The sequence below is a fragment of the Nocardia thailandica NBRC 100428 genome, from assembly GCF_000308795.1.
GTDB lineage: Bacteria > Actinomycetota > Actinomycetes > Mycobacteriales > Mycobacteriaceae > Nocardia > Nocardia thailandica.
Genome location: NZ_BAGK01000038.1, coordinates 23,441 through 35,340 on the forward strand (window position 1 = coordinate 23,441; position 11,900 = coordinate 35,340).

The 11,900-nt window shown below is 72.4% G+C and carries 9 protein-coding genes; 7 read left to right on the forward strand and 2 right to left on the reverse strand.

Annotated elements, in window-relative coordinates; genetic code table 11:
• Positions 1 to 113 precede the first annotated feature (113 nt).
• From ON36_RS36005 to ON36_RS03755, 3 genes are all read left to right on the forward strand, one after another.
• Complete coding sequence (locus tag ON36_RS36005) at positions 114 to 1,115, forward strand: ABC transporter transmembrane domain-containing protein (protein ID WP_245557870.1); 1,002 nt, start codon at positions 114 to 116, stop codon at positions 1,113 to 1,115.
• 88 nt (positions 1,116 to 1,203) lie between these two features.
• On the forward strand, positions 1,204 to 1,962 hold the full coding sequence (locus ON36_RS36010; protein ID WP_245557881.1) for an ABC transporter ATP-binding protein: 759 nt from the start codon (positions 1,204 to 1,206) through the stop codon (positions 1,960 to 1,962).
• On the forward strand, positions 1,959 to 3,716 hold the full coding sequence (locus ON36_RS03755; protein ID WP_043647596.1) for an ABC transporter ATP-binding protein: 1,758 nt from the start codon (positions 1,959 to 1,961) through the stop codon (positions 3,714 to 3,716). Before ON36_RS36010 ends, ON36_RS03755 begins: the two co-directional genes overlap by 4 nt.
• A 100-nt stretch (positions 3,717 to 3,816) precedes the next feature.
• Here the strand turns inward: ON36_RS03755 and ON36_RS03760 are convergent, their stop codons facing one another.
• Positions 3,817 to 4,524 carry a siderophore-interacting protein gene (locus ON36_RS03760; protein WP_043647598.1) on the reverse strand — a complete coding sequence of 236 codons (708 nt, stop codon included), beginning with the start codon at positions 4,522 to 4,524 and terminating at the stop codon, positions 3,817 to 3,819.
• 123 nt (positions 4,525 to 4,647) lie between these two features.
• On the opposite strand from ON36_RS03760, the gene ON36_RS03765 reads away from it, so the two are divergent.
• Positions 4,648 to 5,931, forward strand: coding sequence for a SidA/IucD/PvdA family monooxygenase (locus ON36_RS03765; protein ID WP_043647599.1), 1,284 nt, complete (start codon positions 4,648 to 4,650; stop codon positions 5,929 to 5,931).
• A gap of 17 nt (positions 5,932 to 5,948) precedes the next feature.
• Here ON36_RS03765 and ON36_RS03770 read toward each other — a convergent pair whose 3' ends face one another.
• On the reverse strand, positions 5,949 to 6,608 hold the full coding sequence (locus ON36_RS03770; RefSeq protein ID WP_043647601.1) for a GNAT family N-acetyltransferase: 660 nt from the start codon (positions 6,606 to 6,608) through the stop codon (positions 5,949 to 5,951).
• 149 nt (positions 6,609 to 6,757) lie between these two features.
• On the opposite strand from ON36_RS03770, the gene ON36_RS03775 reads away from it, so the two are divergent.
• The 3 genes from ON36_RS03775 to nbtC are packed head-to-tail and all read left to right on the forward strand — an operon-like array spanning position 6,758 to position 11,897.
• Positions 6,758 to 7,528, forward strand: a complete 771-nt coding sequence (locus ON36_RS03775) for a thioesterase II family protein (RefSeq protein WP_043647603.1) — start codon at positions 6,758 to 6,760, stop codon at positions 7,526 to 7,528.
• Complete coding sequence (locus tag ON36_RS03780) at positions 7,525 to 8,832, forward strand: beta-ketoacyl [acyl carrier protein] synthase domain-containing protein (protein WP_043647605.1); 1,308 nt, start codon at positions 7,525 to 7,527, stop codon at positions 8,830 to 8,832. The genes ON36_RS03775 and ON36_RS03780 overlap by 4 nt, the downstream gene beginning before the upstream one ends.
• Entirely contained in the window at positions 8,832 to 11,897 is a 3,066-nt protein-coding gene (gene nbtC / locus ON36_RS03785) for a nocobactin polyketide synthase NbtC (RefSeq protein WP_043647607.1), read from the forward strand. The genes ON36_RS03780 and nbtC overlap by 1 nt, the downstream gene beginning before the upstream one ends.
• Positions 11,898 to 11,900 lie beyond the last annotated feature (3 nt).

Here is an 11,900-nt window from a genome sequence, read left to right on the forward strand (position 1 = left end):
TGGTGGGCCTGCCCCCGGCCGCCAAGCTAACTTAGCCTTACCTTCGTTACCTGTGTGACAATGCAGGCGATCCGGGCGCCGTTCCGGGGGAGAACGAGAGGGCTGGACAGACGATGACGGTGGAGGAGGCGGCGCTTCCCGCGGCGCGGGCGGGGAATCGCCCGCCGCGGGAAGCGGCGAAGGCGAAGAAGCAGGCCGAGGCGCGGGCGCGGCAGGAGATCATGGCCCCGGTCCGGGTGCCGCTGCTGATCGCGAGCCTGCTGACGGTGCTGGTGTCGGCGGCGACGGTGGTGCCGTTCGTCCTGGTGGTCGAGGCGTGCCGGGAACTGCTGGACGACCCGATCGACACCGACCGGGTGTGGCGGCTGTTCCTGCTCGCCGCGCTGGTGCTGGCGGGCCGGGCCGTGCTGCAGGCGGTCATCCTGACCGGCACCCACCTGGTCGACGGCGGCTTCCAGCTCGCGGTGCGCAGGCGGCTCGCCCGGAAGCTGAGCCGGGTCCCGCTCGGCTGGTTCGGCGAACACATCTCGGGCGAGGTGAAGAAGTACCTGCGCGACGACGTCGAGGCGCTGCACTATCTGGTCGCGCACGCCCGCGTCGACTTCGTCGGCGCCCTCACCGTCCCGCTGATCACCCTGGTCTACCTGTTCGCGGTCGAGTGGCGGCTCGCCCTGGTCCTGCTGCTGCCGGTCCTCGGGTACGCGCTGCTGTTCGGCCGGATGATGGACCGCGACGGCCGCGACCGCGTGCTGGTCTACAACCGGGCCGAGGAACGCACCCAGCAGGCCGTCATCGAGTTCGTCGACGGCATCGGCGTGGTGCGTGCGTTCGGTCAGGCGGGCAAGGCGCACGGCGGAGTTCCAGGCCGCCGTCGACCATCAGGCCAGGGCCGTCGACCGGATGAAGACCCCGATCATCGGCGTGCAGTCCGCCTCCGACATCGTCGTGATGCCGGTCTTCGTGATGCTGCTCGTCGTCGTCTTCGGGCTGGCCTTTGTCGGCCTCGACTGGGTGCGCCCGCTCGACCTGCTGCCGTTCCTGCTGGTCGGCCTCGGCATCGGCAGTTCGCTGCTCGGCCTGAGCTACGCGGGTCAGACGCTGCGGTCCGCCCGTGAGGCCGCGCTGCGCCTGCACGGCCTGCTCGCCGAGCCCGAACTCGCCGCGGGCGCCGAGGAATCCGCGCCGCTCGCCGGGCCTGCCACGGTGCGCTTCGAGAACGTCTCCTTCGGCTACCGCGCCGACCGCGAGGTCCTGCGCGGCGTCGACCTGGAACTGGCCGCGGGCACGCTGACCGCCCTGGTCGGGCCGAGCGGTTCCGGCAAGTCGACCCTGGCCAAGCTGCTGCCGCGCTTCTACGACGTGACCGGTGGCCGGATCACCATCGGCGGCCGCGACATCCGCGACTTCACCTCCGAACAGCTCTACCGCACCGTCGGTTTCGTGTTCCAGGATGTGCGCCTGATCCGCGGTTCGATCCGGGACAACCTGCTGCCTGCCCGCCGGGGGGCGTCCGATCAGGACCTCGAACGCGCCGCGCGGGCCGCGCAGATCCACGACCGCATCCTCGCCCTGCCCCGTGGCTACGACTCCGAGATCGGCGTGGACGCGACGCTGTCCGGCGGTGAGGCGCAACGGCTGTCGATCGCGCGCGCCCTGCTGGCCGACACCCCCGTGCTGGTCCTCGACGAGGCCACCGCCTTCGCCGACCCCGAGTCGGAGGCGGCGGTGCAGGACGCGCTGGCCGCGCTGGTGGCCGGGCGCACGGTCCTGGTCATCGCGCATCGCCTGCACACCATCACCGGCGCGGACCGGATCGTCGTCCTGGCGGACGGCGCCGTCGCCGAGTCCGGCACCCACGCCGACCTGCACGTCGCGGACGGCCTCTACCAGCGGCTCTGGGAGACCAACGAGGCGGCTCTCGGCGACCTGGCCCTGATCGACACCGCGGAGGGCGCTCGATGATTCGCAAGGTTCTCGGCCTCATCCCGGCCGACTTCGCCCACCTGACCCCGCGGTTGTTCGCCGCCATCGTCGCCCAGGCGCTGTGCCAGGCGGCGGCCTACCTGCTGCTGGTCCCGGTGCTGGAGTCGGTGTTCGCCGGCGAGTTGTCGCGCGTCTGGGTCTGGACGCTCGGCATGGCCGTCGCGGTGGCGGGCGTGATCGTCTTCGGCTACCGGCAGGCGTCGACCGGCCTGCGCATCGGCATCGGGATGCAGCGCGGCCTGGCCACCCGGATCGGCGACCGGCTCAACGCCCTCCCGCTCGGCTGGTTCGAGACCCACGACGCGGGCCCGCTCTCGCGGCTGGTGGTCGATCAGGTCCGCGAGACGCAGGGTCTGGTCGCCTACCTGCTGGCCAAGATCCTCACCGGCGTGATCGTGCCGGTGGCGGTCGCCCTCGGCATGCTGGCCGTCGACTGGCGGATCTCGCTGGCCATGCTGCTCGCCGCGCCGGTGCTCTACGCCGTCAACCGGCTCGCCGACGGCGCGTATTCGCGCGCCGACGCCCGCCTGCACGACGCCGCGGCCGAAGCCGATTCGCGGATCATCGAATTCGCGCAGGCCCAGCCGGTGCTGCGCGCCTTCGGCGCCGTCGGCCGCGACAACAGGGCCCTCGACACCGCGCTGACCGAGCAGCGCAGGGCGGGCCTGGCGATGATCGCGGCCGCCGTGCCCGGTCTCATCCTGTTCGCGCTGTTCGTCCAGGCGGTGTTCCTCGTGCTGGTCTACCTGGCGCTGGGCGAGGTGACCGGCGGCGAGATCTCGGCCGCCGCCGCCATCGCGCTCATCGCGGTGAGCGCGCGGTTCGTCGAGCCGCTCAACCAGGCCGCACAGCTGGGTTCCGCCCTGCGCTCCGCGGGCGCGGCGGCCGACCGGATCGACGCCCTGCTCGCCGAGCCGGTGCTGCCCGAAGCCGCGACGCCGGTGACCCCGGGCGCGCCGTCGGTGGTGTTCGACTCCGTCTCCTTCGGTTACCGCGACGGTCACCGCGTGCTCGACGACGTCTCCTTCGAGGTCCCCGCGGGCACGACCACCGCCGTCGTCGGGCCGAGCGGCGCGGGCAAGACCACGCTGCTGCGCCTGGCCGCCCGCTACGCCGACGTCGACGGCGGCCGGGTGCTCGTCGGCGGCCACGACGTCCGCGAGCAGCCGTCGGCGACGCTGTTCGAGCAGCTGGCGCTGGTCTTCCAGAACGTCTACCTGTTCGATCGCACGCTGGCCGACAACATTCGCGTCGGCAGGCCAGACGCCACCGACGAGGAGGTCCGCCGCGCCGCGGAGGCGGCCCGGGTCGACGAGATCGTCGCCCGGTTGCCGGAGGGCTACGACACCCGGGTGGGGGAGGGCGGCGCCGCGCTGTCCGGCGGTGAGCGGCAGCGGGTGTCGATCGCCCGCGCCCTGCTGAAGAACGCCCCGATCGTGCTGCTCGACGAGGCGACCAGCGCGCTGGACCCGCACAGCGAGGCGGTGGTGGTCCGTGGCATCCACGAGATCACCCGCGACGCGACGGTGATCGTGGTCGCGCACCGCCTGGCGACCATCGCCCACGCCGACCAGATCCTCTTCGTCGACGGCGGCCGCATCGTCGAGCGCGGCACCCACGGCGAACTCCTCGCGCTGGACGGCCGTTACGCCGCCTTCTGGCACGAGCGTTCCCGCGCGACCGGCTGGCGGCTGGATCCGCGGGGCGCCGGCGCGCTCGCGTCGCGGCCCTAGAGACGACGGCCGGGCGGGACTCGTGCTCGACGCACTCGTCCCGCCCCGCTCGTCGTCGGACGTCCGCCGGCCCCCTCGACGGCGGCCCGGCGGGTGTCGGCTACTTCCAGTAGGCCTGGTACTTCAGCTGGGTCTTGGGCAGGCCGTGCGTGCCCTTGAGGCTCTTCACGATCGAGCGGGTGGTCTGCCCGCAGCACGCGACCCAGCCGAACGCGTCACCGGCGACGGTGATCTCCTGCGCGGCCTCGCGCATGAGCCTGCCGTCGTCCACGCGCTGCAGCCAGGTGATCTCGTGGTTGGCGCCCGCGCGCACCGGCAGGGACTTGTCGGACTCGTACTGCCACTCCAGCCAGACGCGGGCCGGGGTGTCGCCGATCGACTCGAGCAGGGAGTTGATCGCGGGCAGCGAGGCGGAGTCGCCGAAGACGACGTACTCCGACGGGGTGGTCGCGGGGAGCTGGAAGTCCGAGCCGAGGACGGTGGCCTCGAGCGGATCGCCGACCTGGGCGCGCTCGGCCCACCGGCAGGCGGGGCCGCCGTGCAGGGCGAATTCGATGAAGAAGGTGTCGTTCTCGGGATCGGAGTCGACCAGGGTGTAGCCGCGATGGTGCAGCTTGTCGCTCTCGGCGTCGGGGATCCACAGCCGGATCCACTGGGTCGGATGCACCGGATGCGCGGCCAGCAGGCCGCCACCGGCGAAGCCGAGACGGATGTAGGAGTCGGTCACGTATTCCGTGGAGGTGACCGTCAGCTTGAAGTCGTCGCCGCCCCACGCTTTGACCAGTACACCGTTGAAGCCCTTGCCCATGAGCTAAGGTTAGCCTTATAAGGTAAGCCTATGCAAATATAGGTGCCCGGATGTCGCGAGTGCGGATTCGCGCCCTTTGCCGCAGCGGGCACAGCGTTCGCGATACGAGTGTGGGAGAGCTGAGTGGAAACATTGCTTGTGGTCGGAGCCGGCCCCAAAGCCCTTGCGGTGGCGGCGAAGTCGCACGTCCTGCGAAACCTCGGCCTGCCCGCACCGCGCGTGGTCGTCGTCGAGCCGCACGCGGTGGGCGGCAACTGGCTGCCCAGCGGCGGCTGGACCGACGGGCGGCACCGGCTCGGCACCTCCCCGGAGAAGGACGTCGGCTTCCCGTACCACTCCACCTGGGCGCGCGGCCACAACCAGGCGATCAACGAGGGCATGCAGGCCTTCAGCTGGACCGCGTTCCTGGTCGAGCACGGCACCTACGCCGAATGGGTCGACCGCGGTCGACCGAGCCCGCAGCACCACGTCTGGGCGAAGTACCTGCAGTGGGTGGCCCGGCGCATCGACCTCGACCTGGTCCAGGGCACCGTCCGCACCGTGCGCCAGGGCGCCGACGGCGCGGGCTGGCGGGTCGAGGTGACCGACGCCGACGGCGCGCACACCGAGATCGCCTGCGACGGGCTGATGATCACCGGACCCGGCCGCAGCACCAAGGCGCTGCACGAGCACCCGCGGGTACTCAGCATCGCCGAGTTCTGGCACCTGGCGGGCAGGCGCGAGCTGCCCGCGGCCGGCCGTGCCGCGGTCATCGGCGGCGGCGAGACGGCCGGTTCCGCCCTCGACGAACTGGTGCGCCACGACATGCTCACCATCTCGGTGATCTCGCCGCGCGCCACCCTCTACACCCGCGGCGAGAGCTACTTCGAGAACGCGCTCTACAGCGACCCGACCAAGTGGGCCGCGCTGAGCAGCCAGGAGCGCCGCGACGTCATCCAGCGCACCGACCGCGGGGTCTTCTCGGTCCGGGTGCAGGAGAGCCTGCTCGGCGACAGCCGGGTGCACCACCTGCAGGGCCGGGTCACCAAGGTCACCGGCGACGACGAGAGCGTCACGCTGACACTGCAGAACGACCGCCGCGCCGACCAGTCGCACGCGTTCGACCTGGTCATCGACGCCACCGGCGGCGACCCGCTGTGGTTCGTCGACCTGTTCGACGCGCAGGTGCGCGACCTGCTCGAACTCGCCGTCGGCGGACCGGTGGTCCAGCAGCGGGTGGAGTCCTCGATCGGCTACGACCTGTCGGTCGGCGGGCTGGCCGCCAAGCTCTACCTGCCGAACCTGGCGGCCATGGCCCAGGGCCCCGGCTTCCCCAATCTCAGCTGCCTCGGCGAACTCTCGGACCGGATCCTGCGTTCCGAGCCCGCGCGTGTCCGGGCGGGCGCGCGGCAGCTGGCCGCGCGCTGAAACCGGTGGGACGGGGGTCAGCGCAGTTCGGGCAGGCCCTTGTCCGCCAGCGGGTGCATGTAGAGGGCGATCCGGCGATCGGCGCGAACGTCGAACTCGCCGAGCAGGATCCAGCCGAGCTTCTCGAAGGCGCGGCGGATGGGCTTGTTGTGCGAGTCGGGATCGCCCATGATGCGCGGGCATTCCGGGTCGGCGGCGGCGATGCCCGCGACCATGTGCTTGATCCAGGTGGACATGACGCCCTTGCCGAGCAGGCTGGTGTCGGCGGTGGCGATGTGGAAGCCCATATCGCGCGGGTGCGCGTGGTAGAGGCCGCCGATCACGTCGCGGGCGGGCCGGTAGAACTCGGTGTACCCGACCTCGCGGACCCCCAGGTCCGATCGGTCGACGGCGGCGAAGTCATAGGAAATAATGCAGGGCAGCGAGAAGGTGCCGGCCAGCTGGGCGGCCAGGTTCTCGCGACGCTTCTCCTCGGGCCAGTCCTGATCCCAGGCCTCGACGAGGTGCGGGCGGGCCATCCATTCGGCCAGCATGGCCGGGTCGGTGCCGTTCGGGTCGGCGACGCGGATGGAGTAGGGGGACGGAAAGGCCGGCAGGACCGGCCCGTGATCGAGACGGACAGCGTCGGGGACGGCCCGTTCACGGGTCAGGACCTGCGGTGCACCGGTGATATCCATCGGTGTGAAGCTCCGTTCATAACCTTGATCTCAAAGGGTTAGTAAGGCTAGCCTATACTAAATTCCGCACGGTCTGTTCGGCCGTGCGCAGCTTCAGAACGATCCGGCCGCTGAGGGGTATTCGGCGGAGTGTAGGGAGAACGACAACGATGGCACGAGAACTCGGCTGGCTCAGGCAATTCCACACCCCCAGTACCGACTCGACGCCACCGCTGATCGTCTTCCCGCACGCGGGATCGGGCGCCTCGGCCTACCGTACATTCTCCAAGCGGTTGTCCGCTGACTTCGATACCGTCGTCGTGCAGTATCCGGGTCGTCAGGACCGGGCACGCGAGGCCGCCGCGCAGACCCTGAACGAGCTCGCCGCGGGCGCCTTCGAGGCCTTCCGCGCCGCGCCGCAGGCGGCGACCGTCCCGCTCACGGTGTTCGGCCACAGCATGGGCTCGATCGTGGCCTTCGAATTCGTCCGCCTCGCCGAGGCCGCCGGGATTCCGGTGCGGTTGCTGGCCGTTTCGGCCGCGGGCGCCCCGATGCGGATCGCCGACCTGCCGCCGCACCCCACCGAGGACGAGGCGCTGCTCGATCACATGGTCGCGCTCAACGGCACCGGCGCCGAGGTCATGGCCAGCCGCGACGTGCTGCGCATGGCCCTCCCGGTGATGAAGGCCGACTACGCCGCCTTCGACCGTTACGCCTGCCCGGCCGATGTGACCATCAGCACCCCGGTGCACGTCCTCGGCGGCGACGAGGACGAATTCGTCGCCCCGCGCGACCTCTACGCGTGGTCCGGCCACACCGGCGCCGACGTCGACGTCACCCTGTTCGAGGGCGGCCACTTCTACCTCAACGACCACGTCGAGGCGATCGCCGAACTGCTCGCGCCCGCGCCGCTGGCCCAGTCTCCCGGCGCCGATCGGTGAGCGCGGTCCTTGACGCAGGCGATCCGATCGTGATCGTCGGCATCGGCATCGAGGCGCCCGGCGGCGTCGAGACACTGCCCGACTACTGGAGCGCCCTCGCGGGCGGCCGCGAACTGCTCTCGCCGTTCCCGCGCGACCGCGGCTGGCGCGTCGAGGAGATGCTCTCCCTCGGCCGCCTCGACGGCTGGTCGGACGTGCACGACGCGGGCGGATTCCTCGACGGCGCCACCGAGTTCGACGCCCTGTTCTTCGGCATCACCCCGCGCGAGGCCGCCGCGATGGACCCGCAGCAGCGGGTCGCCATGCGGGTGGCCTGGCGGGCGCTCGAACACGCCGGCATCAATCCCGGCGCGCTCGAGGGCGACCCCGCCGGTGTGTGGATGGGCGTCTCGGCCGTCGAGTACGGGCCCAGCCCGGCGGCGGTCAACGACTACGCCGGCTTCCGCGTCACCGGCACCGCGCTCGGCGCCACCGCGGGCCGGATCTCGCACAGCCTCGGCCTGATCGGCCCGTCGATCAGCGTCGACACCGCGTGCGCCTCCTCACTGACCGCGGTGCACCAGGCTTCCGCCGCCATCCGGTCGGGGGAGTGCGAGTGGGCGCTGGCGGGCGGCGTCTGCGTGATGGGCGCGCCCGGCGCGTTCTACGAGTTCTCCAAGAACGCCGCCCTCAGCGGCGACGGCCACTGCCGCCCCTACTCGGCGGGTGCCTCCGGCACGCTCTGGGGCGAGGGCGCGGGAGTCGTCGTGCTGGAACGGGAATCGCGGGCCCGCGAGCTCGGGCACCGGGTCTACGCGCGGGTGCTCGGTACCCGGGTCAACCACAACGGCAAGGGCGCGCCGCTGGCGGTGCCCAGCGCGTCCTCGCAGGCCCGCCTGGTCCGCGACACGGTCGCGGTCGCCGGGGTCGCCCCCGAGCTCGTCGGCCTGATCGAGGGCCACGGCACCGGCACCCCCGTGGGGGATCCGCTGGAACTGGCCGCGCTGTCGGAGACCTACGGGCGGGCGGGCTCGCCGCTGCTCGGCTCGGTCAAGTCCAACGCCGGTCACGCGCAGGCGGCCTCCGGCATGCTCGGCCTGATCAAGGTCCTGCTGTGCGGCGCCGAGGGCAGGATCGCGCCGAGCCTAGGCGCGGATCGGCCGACCGACGAATTCGACTGGGACGCGACGGGTCTGCGGCTCGCCGCCGAGCTGACCGACTGGGCGGCCACCGACGGCGTCCGCTACGCCGCGGTGTCCTCCTTCGGTGTCGCGGGAACCAACGCCCACGCCGTGCTCGGCATGCCCGTCCTGGAGGAGATCTGATGCCCGGCTACCGGCTGCCCGACGGCACCATCCCGGTGCTGCTGACCTCCGACACCGCCGACGGCGTGCGCGCCGAGGCCGCCGCGGTGCTCGGGTACCTGCGCGACCATCCCGCCACCACGCCGGACCGCGTGTCCGACATGCTGTTCCGCACCCGGGTGGCGCGCCGCCATCGCGCCCTTGCCATGGTCACCGACACGGCCTCGCTCGTCGAGGCGCTGACGGCCGTGCGTGACGACCGGCCGATCGCCTCGGTGGTCCGCGGCGACGGCCCGGCGCGCGGGCGCAGGATCGGCTTCGTCTTCCCCGGCCAGGGCAGCCAGCGCCCCGGCATGGGCCGCGTCTACTACGACCGCTCGCCGGAGTACCGGGCCGCCGTCGACGCGTGCGCGCGGATCCACCAGGACCGGTACGGCCAGTCCCAGCCGATGCACTACCTGCTCGGTGACGAGGGCGAATACCTGGACGTGGTCTGGGAGGTCCAGCCCGCGCTCATGTTCCACATGTACGGCCTCGCCGCCATGTGGCGCGCCGCGGGCGTCGAGCCCGCCGCGACGGTCGGCCACTCCCAGGGCGAGCTCGCCGCCGGCGCGGTCTCGCGGGTGATGACCCTGCGCGACGCGGTGCTCGCGGTCTCGCACCGGGCGCAGATGGTGGAGAAGATCGTGCCCGCCGGCTACTCCATGGCCGTGCTCGGCATGAACCGCGACGAGTGCGAGGACCTGCTGGCCCGGCACTCCGGGTGGGCCGAGCTCGCCGTGGTCAACGCGCCGAGCATCCTGGCCATCTCCGGCGAGGAGGACACCATCGCGGGCATGGTCGCGACCGCGACCGCGCGCGGCCAGTTCGCCCGCCAGATCCAGGTCGCCTACCCCGCGCACACGTCGATGGTGTGTTCCATGCGCGAGGACTTCGAGAGCATGCTGGGCACCGAGATGAGCGGCCCGCACTTCCTCGAATCCGAGATCCCCTGCTACGGCGGCACACTCGGCGACCGGATCACCCCGGACCTGACCCACCGCGAGTACTGGTACTGGAACCTGCGCAACCGCGTCCGGTTCGACCGCGCGGTCGTCGCGGCCGCCCGCGACGGGGTCGACACCCTCATCGAGGTGGCCGAGCACCCGGTGCTCCAGCTGGCCCTGCAGGAGAACCTCGCCCTGGTCCCGGATCGCGACATCCGGGTCCTCGGCACCTCCCTGCGCACCGCGACCGGGCTCGACGAGTTCACCCGCAACGTGGCCGCCGTCGCGGTGCACGACCTGGCCTTCCGCTGGGACGCCTGGCGCACCGACGACACCGTCTCGCTGCCGCTGCGCGACTTCCCGCACACGATCATGCATCCCAAGGTGCTGTGGATGGCGCCCGAGAACGTCGCCCCGGCCGCGATCCCGGCCGCGCCCGCGGTCCCGGCGCCGCGACGGCTGGTCGAGTCCTGGCAGCGCCTGGACAAGCGCGCGATGACCCCGCCGCGCACGATCGCGCTGATCGACCACACCGGCGCGTGCGCCGAGCAGGCCGAGGCGCTCGCCGCCGCGGCCGACCGGCACGGCGCCACCGCCGTCCTGCTCGGCGCCGACACCCCGCCCACCACGTTCGACACCGCCGTCGTCCTGCTGCCGCCCTCCCACGAAACCGACGGCGCGGCAACGATCCCCGCGCTGACGGACTTCTTCGCCGGGCGCGGCTGGACCCGCGCGCTCGACGTGCTCGGCCCCGGCGGCGACTGCTGGCTGGTGACCGTCGGCGGCGAGACCGTCACCGGCGACGACCCGGTACCCGGGCTGTTCCACGGCGCCGTCGCCGCGGGCTTCCGCAGCGCTGGTGTGGAGCGCCCCGACCTGACCCTGCGCCACCTCGACCTCGACCCGGCCGCCCCGGTGGCCGGACAGTCGGTGCGGGTGATGGGCGCCCTGCACACCGCGGGCGAGGCCGAGATCGCCCTGCGCGGCGGCAAACCGCACGTCAAGCGGATGGTGCCCGACACGGGAACCGCACCGAGCGCGGAGACGACGGACCTGTCGCACGTGCTGATCGTCGGCGGCACCGGCAAGCTCGGCCTGCGCTTCTGCGCGCACTACGCCGCAGCGGGCGCCCGCCGGATCACCCTGCTCAGCCGCTCCGGCGAGACCCCGGAGGTCACCGCCGCGCTGCGGACCCTGCGCCGGTCGGGCACAGTGGAGGTCGTGGTGACGTCCTGCGACGCGGGTGACCCCGCCGCCGTGGCGGCCCTGGCGGCCGAGCTGGACGACAACCCGGTCGGCCTGCTGGTCCACGCCGCCGTGAACTACGTCGACGCCGAACTGGCCGACATCACCGGCGAGATGATCGCCACCGCCACCGCCGCCAAGATCGTCGGCCTGGACACGGTGCTGGCCGCCGTGCCGCGCACGCCGGGGTTCCGGGCGCTGCTGTGCTCGTCCACCGCCGCCACCCTCGGCGGTCGCGGGCAGATCCTCTACGCGGTGACCAACCGCATGCTCGACGTCGCCGCGCGTGCGCTGCGGGCGGACGGCGTCGACGCGGTCTCGCTGGAGTGGGGCCTGTGGAGCGTGGCGGGCCCGCTCGACGCCGACGGGTTCGCCCGCGTCGAGGGCGCCGGCGTGTACCCGATGGCGCCGGAGGCGGCCCTGGCCGCCGGGCTCACCGGGCACTGGTCCGACGCGCTGATCATGTCCGCGGACTGGTCATTCCTGCGCGAGGTGCTCGAGCCCTACGGTCAGCACACCGTGCTGGCCGAGGTCCCCGACGACCCGGCGCCGACGCCGGTCGCCGCGCCCGAACCTGCCGCCGCCGCACCGGAGCCCGCCGCCGCGGCGCCCGCCGAGCCCGCGCCGCTGGCGGGGCGCATCCTCGGCGAACTGCACAAGGTGATGGGCACCGACGGCAGCGAGGCCATCGACGGGTCGATCCCGCTGGTCGCGCTCGGCCTGGATTCGTTGCAGGCGCTGGATTTCCGCAAGCGGGTCAAGGCCGAGCTGAACCGCGACCTGCCGGTCGCGCAGATCCTCGGCGGCGCGTCGCTCGACGATGTCGTGCTGCTCATGGCACAGAACACCAACTAAGGC

What these genes read in the sequence shown, in the direction of transcription:
- ON36_RS03760 (WP_043647598.1), bottom strand. Translation starts at nt 4,524, where the DNA reads ATGGGCAAGGGCTTCAACGGTGTACTGGTCAAAGCGTGGGGCGGCGAC.
- ON36_RS03755 (WP_043647596.1), top strand. Translation starts at nt 1,959, where the DNA reads ATGATTCGCAAGGTTCTCGGCCTCATCCCGGCCGACTTCGCCCACCTG.
- ON36_RS36005 (WP_245557870.1), top strand. Translation starts at nt 114, where the DNA reads ATGACGGTGGAGGAGGCGGCGCTTCCCGCGGCGCGGGCGGGGAATCGC.
- ON36_RS03770 (WP_043647601.1), bottom strand. Translation starts at nt 6,608, where the DNA reads ATGGATATCACCGGTGCACCGCAGGTCCTGACCCGTGAACGGGCCGTC.
- ON36_RS03775 (WP_043647603.1), top strand. Translation starts at nt 6,758, where the DNA reads ATGGCACGAGAACTCGGCTGGCTCAGGCAATTCCACACCCCCAGTACC.
- nbtC (WP_043647607.1), top strand. Translation starts at nt 8,832, where the DNA reads ATGCCCGGCTACCGGCTGCCCGACGGCACCATCCCGGTGCTGCTGACC.